We start from the raw sequence: 16582 nt of genomic DNA on the forward strand, positions 1-16582 counted from the left end.
TAAAAATTTAAGGTATTAATATGAATACAATTCAACGTGTATATAGCAGTGACAGAAGCACATGGGTTGGTGATGGCTTTCCAACAAATTCGATGTTACCTATGCATGAAATGGGCAACGCAACAAGTCCATTTCTAGTCATGGGCTATACAGGTGAATACCAATTTTCGCCAACAGATCACCAACGTGGTGTTGGCATGCATCCTCACCGTGGCTTTGAAACAGTAACCATTGTTTATGATGGTGAAGTTGAACATTTCGACTCTAAAGGTAATAAAGGTCAAATTGGCAAAAATGAAGTGCAATGGATGACTGCAGGTAAAGGAATTTTACATGCAGAACATCACTCAAAAGCATTTGCTAAAACTGGCGGTACATTAGACATGGTTCAGCTTTGGGTGAATTTACCTAGTACTGCAAAAATGACCGAACCACGTTATCAAGAGTTAACCGAAGCCAATATTCCTGAAGTTAAGCTTGATGATGAGCACGGTATAGTTCGTGTCATTGCGGGTGAATATACTCAAAATGATCAAACACTCTCAGGCCCTGCTCTAACATTTAGCCCTATGAATGTTTTAGATGTTCGTTTAAATGCTAATACTGAACACAGTTTTGACTTAAATCCAAACTGGAACACAATGATCTTTATTTTAAGTGGTGAAATCAGTGTCGATGGAAAAACATACCATTCCATGCAAACACTTTATGTCAATGCCAATACATCAGCCGTTAAGGTAAATACATTATCTAATGCTAAATTACTCATTTTAAGTGGTGAGCCTTTGAATGAACCTGTTGTTGCACATGGCCCATTTGTCATGAATACAGAGGAAGAAATTCAAAAAGCGTTTACTGATTTCAGAAATGGTGATTTTTAATACCATAAAAAGCTCCTAATTTTAGGAGCTTTTTTATTTCTTAGATTAAAATTTGATGCTTTGGTGATATTGCTTGTTATATCAACCGCGTTACAATTATTAAAATTGCACTGGCATACATAATCAATGGTAAAAATAAAAACCACAATAATGCATATTTATTTGCATTAAATACATTTTTTACCGCAACATAACTCACCCAACATGAATAAATATTAAAAAATATTAAAATAAGTGCCGAATACATTTCAGGTGATAAAAATGCCTGTTCATAATTTGGATATACAGCTGTTTGCACCAATGTAATTATAACTACAGGAATTGCCATAATAGACAATTGCATAATATTTACTTGACGAATGAGAGTCGATGACTGATTTTCTACACCCGACCATTTCAAGCGCATTTCATACCACCAGCCATAAACAAACCAAATAAAGAATGCAAAAAATATCGCAATAATTGCAGTAAAGCCCCAATATTTAATCCACGTATGAATCAACCAATCATACTTTTCTAGGCTTCCACCATTTAAAACATCATTTTTAATTAATTGACTATCCACCCTATCCATAAAAACGGACATAGCGACAATATATGCAAAGATATATGAAGATTCTCGATTTAAGTGTTTAAAATCACTAAAAAATTGCTTAGGACGAATAAATAATTGAACCAACCGTTTTATACTTGATATAGATTCAGTTGATCTTGATTCATCAACATTCATTAAGCATCTCCTATTTTTAAATTATAAATTTTCACTTTTATTTAATTCATTATATTCTGTATGGGATTAATATTCAGCAATAAAAAACCGCATATTTAATGCGGTTTTTTATTCATCATTTATGCAAATTAGAATAAACGATTCATACCATTTAAAGTTGCTACACGGTACGCTTCTGCCATTGTTGGGTAGTTAAATGTGGTTTCAACAAAATACTTAATCGTATTGTTTCCACTTTGCATTACTGCCTGACCAATATGCACAATTTCAGATGAGTTATTACCAAAGCAATGCACACCTAAAAGCTCTAAAGTATCACGATGGAACAATAATTTAAGCTCGCCTACAGTATCACCCGTAATTTGCGCACGCGCCAAATGACGGAAAGATGCTTGACCTACTTCATACGGAATTTTTTCTTCAGTTAACTGCTGCTCAGTTTTACCAAAGAACGAAATTTCGGGAATCGTATAAATACCTGTTGGAATATCTTTAACAGGTTTAACATTTTCTTCACCGCTCATGTTCGAACCTGCGCAACGACCTTGGTCATATGCAGCAGAAGCAAGCGAAGGCCAACCAATCACATCACCAGCAGCAAAAATATTTTCAACTTCTGTTTGATATTGATCATTCACAGCCAACTGACCACGGCTATTTGGTGTAATACCTACATTCTCTAAGCCTAGACCATCGGTATTACCCGAACGTCCGTTACACCATAAAATGGCATCGGCTTTAATTTTCTTACCGCTTTGCAAATGCAACACAACATGATCATCAAAAGTTTCAAGATGATTAATCTGTTCGTTATGACGAATCAATACACCTTGTTCACGTAAGTGATATGACAATGCATCTGCAATTTCATCATCTAGATAACTCAATAGCTTTTGCTGCGTATTGATTAAATCAACTTTATGATCTAGACCAATAAAGATCGATGCATATTCACAGCCAATAACACCTGCGCCATAAATAATAATTTTACGAATCGAGTAATCTAAATCTAAAATTTTGTCTGAATCAAATACGCGTGGATGATTAAAATCTAGACCCTGTGGATGATAGGGGCGTGAACCTGTCGCAATAACAAGCTGTTTAAAAATAATAGTTTCAGTGATGCCTTCTTGGCTAAATACCAATACTGTATTTTTATCTTGGATATAAGCACGACCATGAAAAACATCAATTTTATTACGGTCATAAAAGCGTGAATGCGTATCTACTTGTTGTTGAATCACTTTGTGTGCATTACGCAACACCTGTTTCATGGTGAATTGCTTCCACTCACCAACTTTTTGGAACATCGGGTCACGTTGATAACGAATGATACTAGACACAGTTTGACGTAATGCTTTACTTGGGATAGTCCCTACATGTGTACAGTTACCACCCAGTTGTTCACGTATATCGATAATTGCAACACGCTTGCCTGACTTGGCAAGTTTCATCGCAGCACCTTCACCGGCAGGGCCTGAACCAAGGACTACAGCATCGTATTTCACGAAATTCCCACTCACGACCTCTTTTTTACGCGCCATTCAATGCTCCTTAATCAAATTCATCTTTAATCATTGCCATATTATGACTGATATTATTTCAAATTGGTGTATTTAGCTCACACATATTATGTGATAACAACATTTATTAAATGAATACCGTTTTCCACCTATTTAAAACGAACTTCGCTATAATAAAGCTATATTTTTGTATATCTCCTCATATTAAAACAGTGGAAAAGTTGCATATGTCAGAAAACCGTAAACCAGAACAGGGTGTCAAACTTCGTGGTGCAGAAAAAGTCGCTCGCATACCTGTAAAAGTTATTCCTACGGTTGAAACACCGCGTAAGCCAGATTGGATTCGTGTAAAAATGGCTGCGCCTGATGAAGTTCAGCGTATTAAAACGACTTTACGTGCTCAAAAACTTCATACCGTTTGCGAAGAAGCAGCTTGCCCAAACTTACCTGAGTGTTTTGGTGGTGGTACTGCAACCTTTATGATTATGGGTGATATTTGTACACGTCGTTGCCCTTTCTGTGATGTTGCACATGGTCGTCCAAATGCCTTAGATCCAGATGAACCACGCCACATGGCAGAAACCATTTCAAATCTTGGTTTAAAATATGCAGTGATTACTTCTGTAGACCGTGATGATTTATTGGATGGCGGTGCTCAGCATTTTGTTGACTGTATTAAAGAAGCTCGCGATCTTAGTCCAAAAACACTATTAGAAATTTTAGTTCCAGACTTCCGTGGTCGTATGGATATTGCACTTCGTATTATGACGGAATGCCCTCCTGATGTATTCAACCACAACATTGAAACTGTGCCACGTTTGTACAAAGCAATGCGCCCAGGTTCTGACTATCAACATTCATTAAACCTATTAAAAATGTTTAAAGAATACTGCCCAGATGTTCCAACAAAATGCGGTTTGATGGTCGGTATTGGTGAAACAGAAGAAGAAGTGATTGCACTACTTGATGATTTACACGCACATGGTGTGGACTACATCACGATTGGTCAATACTTACAACCATCAAAAGAACATGCACCTATTGATCGCTTTGTAACACCAGAAGAATTTGAACGCTACACAGCACATGGTCAAAAATTAGGTTTCCGTAATATTTGGGCAGCACCTATGGTTCGTTCAAGCTACTTTGCAGATCGTCAATATTATGGCGAACCTGTTCCTGTTGTACGTCGTAAAGCTGATCCTGCTAAAAAAATTGCAGTTCAAACAATTGAAGCTTAAAACAAAGAAATAAAAAAAGCCCTCACTTGAGGGCTTTTTTTATTTAAACGAATTTAGAGCATGAACCAACTCTTCATTAAATTAATTCCAATGCACATTAAAATTATAATAAAGCTCTTTAACTTCAAATCGAACGATATACCCCAATTCAGTCAAATTCGAAGTCAAACAACGGATTTCACTTAAAGTTAAATGTTTAGGTAAAACAGTAAAAACAGCCGTATTTCCACTTTCAGCATTATCTTCAATTAACTGCGCTAAATGTTGCTTATATATACTTATATCGTAACTTATATTTTGTGCAAAATTTTTTTCTTTATCAACATTCAAAAAAACCGACATATTCTTAAATTCATAACATACTAATTAATAAGAAGAATAATTTTTGATTAAATTCCATACAAGTTAGTAACTGTAAGGTTCTGTTACTTTATGCATCTGATATATTTTTAGCATTTACTCAAGTAAACTTTCATTTTACACACATTTCATTATCATTTTCAGCTGTAAAAAGCCGTTATAGCGGTCTTTTAACCAAATGATATAATCGAGTACTAGCCCAATAAACAATTTATTCTAATATTTATATTATCAATATGAAGATTAGCCCATATTATTCATCAATAATAACATACAAAAACCTCTAAAAAGTTTACTCTAAATTATACTCTAAATCACAACCCCTTCTACTTAATAGATATTGGACTATTAAGAATAAAGAAATAATTAAGTTATACGCTCTTAATCTCTTGTTTTTTAAAATAACTAATTGCTTATTTACTGTTTTAACTTTTAATAATAATTGTTATCATTATCGTTACCAATTTTCACATTCACCTACATCCGATATTCCACTTATGAATAGCTCACAAATAGATGCCATCTCTACAATGCCTGTTTCTAGCTCATCGTTAGCAAAAACCAAGGCAAAGCCATCCATTTTTACGTATCGATTAATGATTTTTTACCGCTTTGCACTCGCACTTGTGGGTGGATACGCTCTTGCTACGCTCTCAGCTATTGTCATTGCACAAACTTTTTCTGAAGACCGAGGTAATGCAGCCATGAGTGCAACATTAGTTGCCTTTACGCTTTGGGCATGTGCATTTATTTGGGTGTTTATGGTGAATAAAACACTAAAAGCGAGCTTAGGCATCATTATTCCAAGCATTTTATTGTTTACAGTTTATTATTTTTTAGGGAATTAACATGCGTGTAGATGCAAAACAGGAAGGTCCTCGCCAATCTATGGCTTGGCTACACACATGGGCAAGTCTAATTTTAGGTTGGTTGCTTTATGCAATTTTCCTTACAGGAACATTAAGTTTTTTTCAAAATGAAATTACTGTTTGGATGAAACCAGAACTTCATCAATCTGTCCCGCAAGAATCTCAAATTCAACAAACTCAAGTCGCTTTAAATTACTTACAAAAAAATCACCCAGATGCGGGTAGTTGGAGCATTCAACTTCCAAACTCACGCCAAAACACCACACAAATTACAATTCGGGAACAAGGTGAAGACCCACGTGCACGTCGTGGTGGAACTCGAATTGCAATTGATAGTGCAACAGGTGAACGCTTAGAAGCTCGAGAAACTCGTGGTGGCAGTTTTCTTTATCGTTTCCATTTTGAACTTTATGGCATGCCTCGTATTTGGACACGCTGGTTTATTGGAATAGCAACCATGTTTATGTTGGTTGCTATTATTAGCGGTATTATCACCCATAAAAAAATCTTTAAAGATTTCTTCACATTTCGCTCAGGCAAAGGACAACGTTCTTGGCTAGATGCGCATAATGCAACGGCTGTTTTTGCCCTACCCTTTCATATTATGATTACCTTTAGTGGTTTGCTTTTACTACTATTCACAATTATGCCTTGGGGAATAGAGCGCATATATGAAAATCGTGGTGCATTTTTACAAGAACAAAACCGTGCCCTCATTGAAGAAAATAAACCGCGTTCTGAAAAATCTGAAAGATCTCATTCAGAGAATACTCAACGAGATGGGCGTTCGGCAGATCAGCAACAAATGCGTGGCGACGGTGATAAAGCAGCTCAAAATAACCGCGAAAACATGAGTGAACCACGCGGTGAATCTAGAATGAATCGTGGTGAATCTGCTAGAAATGGTGGTGAGGTAAGAAACAATCATGGTGAATCTGGTGAAAGTCGTGGTGAGCGACGTCGTGGACGTGAAAAAGCAGAATTAAAACCTGCTGAACTTGTCAATATTGCACCTATTGTGAGTGAAACTCAAAAACAATGGGGTTCTAATCCTATTGGAACCATTAACATTATTGCGCCAAATACCAATCAAGCCAAAATTGAACTTCGTGCATTAAATGGTAAAAGTGTTGCTTATCGTAATGTTTATGAAAGTTTAGAGTTTGACGGCGTTACAGGTAAAAACATATCGGATGAAAATACTCGCTTAAAAAATCCTTCTGTTCCTATGGGCATTTATAATGTTGTCACAACATTACACGAAGCTCGTGGCGTAGATTTAGCTCTACGTTGGCTTTTATTCTTATCAGGTATTGTTGGCACAATGATGGTGGCAACAGGTTTAATCTTATGGTGTGTAAAACGTGCCCCTCAACAGCAAAAGCAAGGTTACAAATCTTTTGGATATCGTGTTGTTGAAGTAACAAACATTGCCGCAATTATTGGTTTACCTATTGCATGTGCTGCATATTTTTACGCCAATCGTTTTATTCCTGCCGATATGGAAATGCGTTTAAATTGGGAAATCCGTACATTCTTTATCGTGTGGTTAATCACTCTAATTTATCCAATATTCCGTACACATCGCCAAGCTTGGTTAGAACTTTTAGTTCTTGCAACTGCCCTTTTTGCCTTATTACCTATTCTTAACTTTTTGACAGGTGGTCAAGCAATTTGGAACACCATTGCAAATGGTCAGTGGGTCATTGCAAGTTTTGATTTAGCAATGTGGGTTTTGGCAATTTTGTTTTTCTTTTCTTATCAAAAAGTTAAAAAGCATCAAGGTATAGGAAAGAAAAAAACGAATAAGACTGCAACATCAGTGGAGTCTAAAGCATGATGAGTTTTCTCTTGATTTGGTCTTTAAGCAGTTTAGGTTTTGTTTCTTTGGCTGCATCGATGTCTAAACATCAAAAGCAAATTTTTGCTCAAGAACTTGACGCATCTAAAGGTCATTTAGCACAAGTTTGTGGTTGGATTTTACTTGCAATCTCACTGGTATTGAGTGTAAGTCCAAGTACTTTAAGTAATGGCATCAGTTATTGGATGGGTGTTTTAACATTCTCAGCTCTAGCTGTTGGGCTTTGCTTGAGTTATTACAGCCATAAAATGAAATTATTCACGTTAGTCTTAGGATTTATTGTGATTTTGAGCGGAGTATTCCACCTCATTTAGAAAGCACGCTATAATGTGAAAGCCAATCTTCGGATTGGCTTTTTTATTGATCTTGAGTATTTACAAATACTGCCGTGGAATTCATATGTCAGAACCTATTTCAATCCCTTCTGCTCTTGCTAATTTAGCCTTAGCAGGTCATGCAAAAGCACAATTTGAACTTGCAGAATTGTATATGGAAAGTGAGCATGACGATGACATCATTCTTGCGGAAGAATGGGCTTTAAAAGCAGCTGAAAATGGTCATGTAGAAGCCATGTATTGGTTAGGTGAAGGCTATACCGTTTATGCAAAAGACCTTGCTGAAGAAGATCCTGAAGAATCGAAAACACATTTTGAATTAGGCTATTACTGGTTAAGTAAAGCCAATATGCAAAAACACCCTGCTGCAACTTTAGAATTGGCAGGATATTACCGTCGTGGTGATGTCATTGAAAAAGATGTCGAAAAATCAGTAAAACTAGTTAAACAAGCCGCTGAACTTGGTGAAGTACAAGCAATGCGAGATTTGGCATTTATTTATGAAAATGCTTTAGGTGTAGATGCTGACGAAGAAAAAGCAGATTATTGGCATCAAAAAGTCCAAGACGCTGAAAAATAATATTGAAATAAAAAGCCCAATTTATATTGGGCTTTTTTAGAAAAACATATAAACAGATTAGATATGATTTGCATCTACAACAATGGCTTGTCGACAAATACCTTCCACTTTTCGTTGTTGCTCAAAAACTTCTTTTGCCATCGCATCAAAACTATCAAAGAAACAAATTTCAGATTGGTTAACATCGTACACAAGCGAATGATTGCCTAGTCCCTCTAAAGTATCGTAATACACAATCACAAATTTATTTTGCTCAAATGCTTTTTGAATGTCTGAATATTCAATTGCAGGTAAAATAGGTAAATCAAGTGCTTTTGCTTCCGCATAGCTCAGTTTTTCTTGTTCCTGCATATCAGGATCTTCTTCTGTATAAAACTGAACATTGAAACCAAATTTCTTTAAACCAACAGCTAAACCAATGGTTGTAGAACCATATTCAATATCATGCCCACAGACTTGAATGAGTTGTGAAATTTCAGCATCGATACCTAAATGTTGGAGCAACATCCAGACCGCATAAATTCCGCCATTCGCTTCAAGATTTGCTAACTCTTCAGGTATTTCTAATGACATGTTTTCCCCTTTAAATACAAGCAATCATACAGCTAAGTGCTATTTATCGCATTTAATATCGATAACGCAAACCTAAAGAAAGGAGTGAATCTCTATTGTCGCCTTCATCTGCTTGCACATTTTTAATACTATAACTGGCTACAGCAGAGATTTTTTTTGTTAAATCTGCACTTAATGCACTACGGGAACGCAGTACTTTGGAATCTTTCCCGAGCTCAAATGAAATGTCCTGATTAAATTGTATATCTGGAGAAATTTGATAGGTATAAAAGCCTGCCAAAGTTCCTGTTCCTTCATGCATTGCTTTGCCATCTTCAGATTCTTGCAACTGGCTATATCGATAACCACCGCCCATTTCTAAAGACAAACTAACTTTATCACTTTTTAAAACATCAACTCCCCATCCAATTGATGTCGTAATTTGATGATCAAAAATGCTAGTTAAGTCTTTTTCAGCCGTTATTTTTCCAAATCGGTAAACGACATTTGAACTCCGATGCAAAATCTTTCCTGAAAGATAATAGCGTTCTATATTTTGAGCAGAATTATTCCCATGCGTACTCACGGCATCTGCAATAAGCTCTTGCCCCCAATCATCTGATTTTTTTTGGAATAAGATATGAGCTGTCAAGTTGTCTTGCTTTGAACTTCCATTTTTAGAACTACTGTTATTCACTAAGTATCCTAAATCTGTTTCTAAGCGAAAATCTTTATCTACTGTAATTGCACCAGGATCTGTTCGTTTAGGTTCTAAAACACCTGCATAAGCACTATGCATAACAAAAATACTTGCAACTAAAATCAATATTTTTTGCATATCATCATGCCTGCATTGAATAAAAACGCGCAAAAATATCACAGCTTCATAGTGAGAATAAAATAAACTCACTTAAATCTACAAATGTGTACTCAATCATTGTCTAGCCTTACAAACCTTCACTTAATTTTTAACTGCCTTTTATTCACTGTTGCGTTGAAAAACATACTTTATTGTTATTTTTTGATCTGCTATTGGTTAATCTAAGATTGGAATTTTTTTAAGTGTTTATAAAAATACATTTAAGCTAAAAAATGTTTATATTAATTAATAATAAGAGCTATATTAGTTTGAATTAATTACCGAAAGATAAGAATGGCATATCAAGCAACTGTATTAAATGTGATGATTGCATCTCCAAGTGATGTGGCAGAAGAAAGACAACTCGTTCGTGATGCAATTTATGAGTGGAATGCCATTCACTCTAAACAATTTGGTGTAATGCTCAATCCTGTTGGATGGGAAACTCATGTTGCGCCTGAAATGGGAAATCGTCCTCAAGAAATTATTAATACAAGAATTTTAAATGATACAGATATTTTAATTGGGATCTTTTGGACTCGTTTAGGTACAGAAACTGGAGAATATGTGAGTGGTACTGTAGAGAAAATTACTAAACATATAGCTTCCAATAAATTAACTTCTATTTATATATGTGACAGACCTTTACCACCAAGTCAATTTACAGACCAATACCTAAAATTAAAAAACCAAATTGAAGAATGGAAACCAAGTGGAGTTTTACAATTTTATAATGATCTAATAGTTTTTAAACAAAAAATTAAAGATCATTTATCTCTTCATATTCAAAATAATGAATATATTCAAAATATTTTAAATGAATCACAAGAAGTAAAAGGTGATTTTGACAACAATTTTGCACAAAAAACTATCGAGCCTAGTGACGAAATGGTTCAAATATTATTAAGCGCTGGTGAGGCAGAAAGTGAAATACACTTTATTCAGGGCATAGATCAAACAAATTTATATGCTGGCAGTTTAAATCTTAATTTAGATAGTCCTAGAAAAATAGCTACTTGGAAAAGTACAATAGAAAAATTACAAGATCTTGGCTTAATTAAAGATGAAGGTTATAAAGGACAACTATTTAATTTCACTGATGATGGCTGGAAAGCTTTTGATCAATTAAAAGCTCAAATGTCAGAAAAAGAATAATATTATTTTTTTAAACTTGGAACGATTTTATATTCCAAGTAGAATAGTTCACTAGTCGAGGGGTGCTGCGACTTTTTCACAGGCTAATTTTTTTCAAAAAAAGCAATGTGAAATCGCTAGGCTCGACCATCGGTTTATTCATTTTAAGAAAAACCAACAACGGCATCCGCGAACATCATGATCCTATCTATTTTTATTGTTATTTAATAACAAGGAGATCCTAATGAACGCGGTTAATGCTTCATTTACAGATTATAAAGTTGCCGATATCAATTTAGCTGACTACGGTCGCAAAGAAATTAAACTTGCTGAAGCTGAAATGCCTGCACTTATGGGTTTGCGTAAACGCTATTCAGCAGCTAAACCCCTTGCAGGCGCGAAAATTCTCGGCTGTATCCACATGACCATTCAGACTGCTGTTTTAATTGAAACATTAGTTGAATTAGGCGCAGAAGTTCGTTGGACTTCATGTAACATCTTCTCTACTCAAGACCATGCTGCTGCTGCGATTGCTGCTTCAGGTGTTCCTGTTTTTGCTTGGAAAGGCGAAACTGAAGAAGAATACATGTGGTGTCTTGAACAACAAATTAATGTGAATGGTACGCCTTGGGATGCCAACATGATTTTGGATGATGGCGGTGACTTAACTGCTGTTGTTCACGAAAAATATCCTGAGCTAATTGCTAAAATCCACGGTATTACTGAAGAAACAACAACAGGTGTTCAACGTCTTCTAGAAATGTGGAAAGACGGTTCACTTAAAGTTCCAGCAATCAACGTAAACGATTCTGTAACTAAATCTAAAAATGACAACAAATACGGTTGCCGTCACTCATTAAACGATGCAATTAAACGCGGTACAGATATGCTTTTATCTGGTCGTCGTGCGCTTGTAATTGGCTACGGTGACGTAGGTAAAGGTTCTGCTCAATCACTTCGTCAAGAAGGCATGATTGTTCGTGTAACTGAAATCGATCCAATTTGTGCTATGCAAGCTTGCATGGACGGTTATGAAGTTGTATCTCCATACAAAAATGGCGTTCAAACAGGTAAAAAAGAAGATGTAAATGTTGATCTTCTTAAAAATACCGACTTAATCGTAACAACAACGGGTAACTACCACGTTTGCGATTCAGCAATGCTTGATACATTAAAAGCAGGTGCAGTTGTTTGTAACATCGGTCACTTTGATACTGAAATCGACACAAACTACTTACGTGGTTATAAGTGGGTTGAAGTTAAGCCTCAAGTTCACCAAGTTTACCGTTCAGAAAATGACAGCGATTATTTAATCCTTTTATCTGAAGGTCGTTTGGTTAACCTTGGTAATGCAACTGGTCACCCATCACGTGTAATGGATGGTTCTTTTGCCAACCAAGTATTGGGTCAAATGCATTTATTTGCTGAAAAATTTGCAGATCTTCCTGAAGATCAAAAACAAGCAGCTATTCGTGTAGAACTCCTTCCTAAGAAATTAGATGAAGAAGTTGCTGCGGCAATGGTTGTAGGTTTTGGTGGTGTGTTAACTCAATTAACTCAAGTTCAAGCAGATTATTTAGGCGTTCCTGTTGAAGGTCCGTTTAAATCTGAGACTTATAAATACTAAGTTTTAATTTTACCCTCATCCTAGCCTTCTCCCAAAGGGAGAAGGAACACATCCTATTTTAATCTAGGTGTAAAGTTCCCTCTCCTATCAGGAGAGGGTTAGGGAGAGGTTAAATCAAATCAGTATTTATAAATAGGATTTAAAATGTCTAAACGTGTTCCAATTTCATTTGAATTTTTCCCATCTAAAACTGATGCAGGTGCGGAAAAATTACGTACAGTTCATAAAGAACTTCAGTTACTAAATCCTGAATTTTTCTCTGTAACATATGGTGCAGGTGGCTCAACTCGCGAGCGCACTTTATCTACATTGAACGATTTTAATGGTAAAGGTACACCTGTCGCTCCTCACCTTTCTTGTATTGGTGACGACAAAGCTCGAATTACTGAATTATTAGATATCTATAAATCACAAGGTATCGACCGTATTGTGGCACTTCGTGGGGATTTGCCATCTGGTCAAGTGGGCTTAGGTGAATTACCTTACGCACAAGATCTTGTTCGCTTTATTCGTGAACATTCTGGGGACTACTTCAATATTGAAGTTGCTGCTTATCCTGAAATGCACCCTCAAGCAGATAGCTTCGATGCAGACATCAAACGTTTCTGTGAAAAAGCCAATGCAGGTGCAAATTCAGCTATTACACAGTTCTTCTTTAATCCAGATGCTTATTTCTACTTTGTAGAACGCATTCAAAAAGAAGGTGTAAATATTCCTGTTGCTCCAGGCATTATGCCAATTACCAATGCAAGTAATTTAATTCGCTTTGCTGATGGTACGGGCGCAGAAATTCCACGTTGGATTCGTAAGCAACTTGCAGCTTATGGTGATGATGTCGAAAGTATTAAAGCATTTGGTCATGAAGTGAACTTAAAACTCTGTGAACGCCTGATTGAAGGTGGTGCACCTAGCCTACATTTCTATACAATGAACCAAACTGAACCAAACCGTCAGCTTGTTCTAGACTTAGGTTTAGCATAAAGCCACCACCCATTTGAGAGAGATTAAATGCCTCGTTTTTTTATTGAAGCAGACCTAAATGTAGAAACAACTGTAGAACTTACAGAAACAGTTTTTCACCATTGGGTTAAAGTCTTACGCGCTCAAGTGGGTGAAACTGCCACTTTGTTCAATGGACAAGGTGGTGAATATGAAGTTGAACTCACCGAGGTTGCGAAAAAATCTGCTTCTGTTTTTGTCAAAAGTTTTAATTCAGATAATCGTACGCCTAAATTTACCGCCCTACTTGGTCAGGTGATGAGTAAAGGTGACCGCATGGATTATGCCATTCAAAAAGCCGTTGAATTAGGTGTATCTGAAATTCAGTTACTCACTTCTGAACGTTGCGAAATGCGCTTGAAATATGATCGCGATCAAAAAAAATTAGATCATTGGCAAGGTATTGCAATTGCAGCGTGTGAACAATGTGGCTTAAACACTGTGCCAAAAATTCTTGCACCATTAAGCCTAGAAAAATGGCTAGATACTCAACTACCCACCACAAAATTAGTCCTTGCACCCAATAAAGATGAAGTGAATGTACTTCAAAATGCATCTAAAGATATCGCCTTACTGATTGGTCCTGAGGGCGGTTTAAGTGAAGCTGAAATTGCATTATCAAACAGCAAAGGATTCATCAATTGGTGTATTGGCGAGCGTGTTTTAAGAACTGAAACAGCACCTATTGTTGCCCTGTCTATTTTGAACTTTAATTTAAATTAATTTTTAGGTTAAAATCGTCATATTAGTGATTGATTTTTCAAGTAATCCAAATTAATCTGAGATGCTTGATTAAAATAAATATACATATCACCGATCAATACAAATACGAAAATATTTTACGAAGTTTCGTAGGTAAATAAGGTTTATTTCATGGCAGAAATACAAGATCAGTCATTTGATCAATACCTTTATGCGACTCAAATATCAGATACGCTACACGTATTTCGGTACTTTTTAGCAAGTATTTTTGCAATATCTTTATTTATTCACGTTATTTACACCTTTTTTTATTATTCTTCATATCACCTCAATATTTGGATGATATTAACGGCTTCTTTTGTAGGTGTTAATCTACTCTTATTATTTCAATACTTTAAACCCGATCAATACAACTTAAAAATTGCAAATTATTGGATTCACTTTATTTGTTTTAGCAGCGGTGTTTTAATCGCATTAGGTATTTATCTTCTTTATGCGCATCTTCCCCATCTAACTCAAGGATTTAATTTATTTGAAGCAGTTGCGTTAGTCACGCTTTTGGTGATTGTTTGTTTATTATTTGCAATTACTTTTTTAACGCAACGAATTCGTTATTTTTTACTTTTCTTTTTCCCAATTATAACGCCACTGACAATTTTAGAATCTGTATTAACTTTAGATAAATACCCACTGTTTTTATTTACCATCAATTTCGCGCTCATTATGTTAGTCATTTGCGCCTACATATCTACAACTTTTCAGCAACACCTCACCAGATTTAATTTTAAGAACCAACAACTTGCTAAAGATGCCGAGCTACAAGTTGATATAACTAAACAGTTAAATGAACAGATCAATATTGAAATGAAGAAATCACAAGAAGCTGGTTTCAAATTACAAAACTATTCCCAGACACTGGAAGAAAAAATCAAAGAACGTACAAAAGATTTAGAAAACATTCATCGGGATTTAAAAAATAAACAGACTAACCTTGTTCTTGCCCATGACATTGCAGGTTTAATCCCATGGGATTGGAATATCACAGATCAAAAAATTACATTTACAGATAAATTAAACAAAACGCATCTTAAAGATTCGGATGTGCACCGTGCTAAATTAATGAGCCTCATCCACCCCGATGATATAGAACATTTTAAAACGGAAATGCGCTTACATTTACGGGGTATTACAGAACGTTTTGAAGCGACATATCGGGTAAAAAGATCCGATGACAAATGGTTTTGGGTACATGACATTGGTAGTGTTATTTTACGTGTCCCCGATTCAAATCACCCTTTACACATGGTCGGAATTCGACGTGACATTCATCAAGAACGCCAAGATCAAGAACGTTTAAAACTCACAGCAAGTGTTCTACAACAAGCGGCTGAAGGTATTATTGTTTTAGATGAAGATTTTAACTACATTGAAATTAACCCATTCTTTGAAAATATGGTGGGCTTTCAACGTGAACAAATTATTGGTAAGCATATTTTTGATATTTCAGAAAATTATAAAGCACACCAACGTAGCAACCACAATAAAATCATCGCTGAAATTATGCAGCACGGTATATATGATGGTGAAGTCACTGAAAAGTTTTTATCTGGAAAAAAAGTTTCTATTCGATTCCATATCAATGCAGTAAAAGATGATCAAAATAGAACCATTAACTATATTGGTATTATTTCAGATCTGACAGAGCATAAACTCCAAGAACAACGTCTATCTTATTTAGAAAACTACGACAAACTAACTGATCTCCCAAATCGTCTTTATTATCACGAACAATTACACCAATATTTAATGAATCAGCAAGATTCTATTCAACAGCTGGCAATTATTCGTTTAAATATCGATAGATTCCGCCCAATCAATGATTATTTAAACAACAGTGGTGGAGATGAATTACTACGTCAATTTGCACAACGTTTAAGATTAGCGACAGCTGAAGCTCTTATTGTTGCGCATTTAAATAGTGATAATTTCGCAATTGTATATGAAGTTTCACACATTCGACCATCCATAAAAGAACACTGCGATCGCATTATAAAATCCCTTCACACCCCTTTTATTTTAAATGATGAAGAGCATCTTATTACTGCTTCTATGGGAATTGCACTTTACCCTGAACATGGTCGACAAATTGATTATTTAAACAACTGCGCAGAACAAGCTTTATTTGAAGCAAAACGTTTAGGCGGCAATACAATTAAAACCTATTCAACTGGAATGAGTAAATTAGTCGATGATAATGTTCAACTCGAACGTGAATTAAGACATGCCATTCATAATGATGAACTTATTGTTTAGGCTCTAGACTAGCAGA

Annotated in this window: 16 protein-coding genes; 11 read left to right on the forward strand and 5 right to left on the reverse strand. The window is 35.6% G+C overall.

Features of this window, described 5'->3' with window-relative positions; genetic code table 11:
• The first annotated feature begins 20 nt into the window (after positions 1-20).
• The gene (locus A6M14_RS07030) at positions 21-881 is read left to right on the forward strand and encodes a pirin family protein (RefSeq protein WP_152874268.1); all 861 of its coding nucleotides are present in this window, start codon (positions 21-23) and stop codon (positions 879-881) included.
• A 76-nt stretch (positions 882-957) separates the two neighbouring features.
• Here A6M14_RS07030 and A6M14_RS07035 read toward each other — a convergent pair whose 3' ends face one another.
• Positions 958-1611, reverse strand: coding sequence for a YIP1 family protein (locus A6M14_RS07035; RefSeq protein WP_152874269.1), 654 nt, complete (start codon positions 1609-1611; stop codon positions 958-960).
• 128 nt (positions 1612-1739) lie between these two features.
• Positions 1740-3155 carry a Si-specific NAD(P)(+) transhydrogenase gene (gene sthA / locus A6M14_RS07040; RefSeq protein WP_152874270.1) on the reverse strand — a complete coding sequence of 472 codons (1416 nt, stop codon included), beginning with the start codon at positions 3153-3155 and terminating at the stop codon, positions 1740-1742.
• Between the two features lie 206 nt (positions 3156-3361).
• Here sthA and lipA point away from each other — a divergent pair, with 206 nt between their 5' ends.
• On the forward strand, positions 3362-4375 hold the full coding sequence (gene lipA / locus A6M14_RS07045; RefSeq protein WP_152874271.1) for a lipoyl synthase: 1014 nt from the start codon (positions 3362-3364) through the stop codon (positions 4373-4375).
• An 81-nt stretch (positions 4376-4456) separates the two neighbouring features.
• Here the strand turns inward: lipA and A6M14_RS07050 are convergent, their stop codons facing one another.
• Positions 4457-4717 carry a hypothetical protein gene (locus tag A6M14_RS07050; RefSeq protein WP_152874272.1) on the reverse strand — a complete coding sequence of 87 codons (261 nt, stop codon included), beginning with the start codon at positions 4715-4717 and terminating at the stop codon, positions 4457-4459.
• 515 nt (positions 4718-5232) lie between these two features.
• Here A6M14_RS07050 and A6M14_RS07055 point away from each other — a divergent pair.
• The 4 genes from A6M14_RS07055 (at position 5233) to A6M14_RS07070 (ending at position 8380) form a co-directional block, all read left to right on the forward strand.
• Positions 5233-5583 carry a hypothetical protein gene (locus A6M14_RS07055; protein ID WP_152874273.1) on the forward strand — a complete coding sequence of 117 codons (351 nt, stop codon included), beginning with the start codon at positions 5233-5235 and terminating at the stop codon, positions 5581-5583.
• Between the two features lies 1 nt (position 5584).
• A complete protein-coding gene (locus A6M14_RS07060) occupies positions 5585-7444 on the forward strand; it encodes a PepSY-associated TM helix domain-containing protein (RefSeq protein ID WP_152874274.1) in 1860 nt (619 codons plus the stop codon).
• Complete coding sequence (locus tag A6M14_RS07065; RefSeq protein ID WP_152874275.1) at positions 7441-7779, forward strand: DUF3325 domain-containing protein; 339 nt, start codon at positions 7441-7443, stop codon at positions 7777-7779. Before A6M14_RS07060 ends, A6M14_RS07065 begins: the two co-directional genes overlap by 4 nt.
• A gap of 85 nt (positions 7780-7864) precedes the next feature.
• Positions 7865-8380, forward strand: a complete 516-nt coding sequence (locus tag A6M14_RS07070) for a tetratricopeptide repeat protein (RefSeq protein ID WP_152874276.1) — start codon at positions 7865-7867, stop codon at positions 8378-8380.
• A 57-nt stretch (positions 8381-8437) separates the two neighbouring features.
• Here the strand turns inward: A6M14_RS07070 and A6M14_RS07075 are convergent, their stop codons facing one another.
• Both A6M14_RS07075 and A6M14_RS07080 read right to left on the reverse strand, forming a co-directional pair.
• Positions 8438-8953, reverse strand: coding sequence for a cysteine peptidase family C39 domain-containing protein (locus A6M14_RS07075; protein WP_152874277.1), 516 nt, complete (start codon positions 8951-8953; stop codon positions 8438-8440).
• A gap of 52 nt (positions 8954-9005) precedes the next feature.
• Positions 9006-9770 (reverse strand): DUF481 domain-containing protein, encoded by a 765-nt coding sequence (locus A6M14_RS07080; RefSeq protein ID WP_152874278.1) that lies wholly within the window; start codon positions 9768-9770, stop codon positions 9006-9008.
• Positions 9771-10085: 315 nt separating this feature from the next.
• Between A6M14_RS07080 and A6M14_RS07085 the strand changes: the two genes are divergently transcribed.
• The 5 genes from A6M14_RS07085 (at position 10086) to A6M14_RS07105 (ending at position 16566) form a co-directional block, all read left to right on the forward strand.
• Positions 10086-10946, forward strand: coding sequence for a DUF4062 domain-containing protein (locus A6M14_RS07085; protein ID WP_152874279.1), 861 nt, complete (start codon positions 10086-10088; stop codon positions 10944-10946).
• 223 nt (positions 10947-11169) lie between these two features.
• Positions 11170-12552, forward strand: a complete 1383-nt coding sequence (ahcY, locus tag A6M14_RS07090) for an adenosylhomocysteinase (protein WP_152874280.1) — start codon at positions 11170-11172, stop codon at positions 12550-12552.
• A gap of 144 nt (positions 12553-12696) precedes the next feature.
• On the forward strand, positions 12697-13533 hold the full coding sequence (gene metF, locus A6M14_RS07095) for a methylenetetrahydrofolate reductase [NAD(P)H] (protein WP_152874281.1): 837 nt from the start codon (positions 12697-12699) through the stop codon (positions 13531-13533).
• A 27-nt stretch (positions 13534-13560) separates the two neighbouring features.
• On the forward strand, positions 13561-14274 hold the full coding sequence (locus A6M14_RS07100; protein WP_152874282.1) for a 16S rRNA (uracil(1498)-N(3))-methyltransferase: 714 nt from the start codon (positions 13561-13563) through the stop codon (positions 14272-14274).
• Between the two features lie 150 nt (positions 14275-14424).
• Positions 14425-16566: a diguanylate cyclase domain-containing protein gene (locus A6M14_RS07105; protein WP_152874283.1), complete on the forward strand. Its 2142-nt coding sequence runs from the start codon at positions 14425-14427 to the stop codon at positions 16564-16566.
• Positions 16567-16582 lie beyond the last annotated feature (16 nt).

The sequence above is a fragment of the Acinetobacter portensis genome, assembly GCF_009372215.1.
In the GTDB taxonomy this organism is placed as follows: domain Bacteria; phylum Pseudomonadota; class Gammaproteobacteria; order Pseudomonadales; family Moraxellaceae; genus Acinetobacter; species Acinetobacter portensis.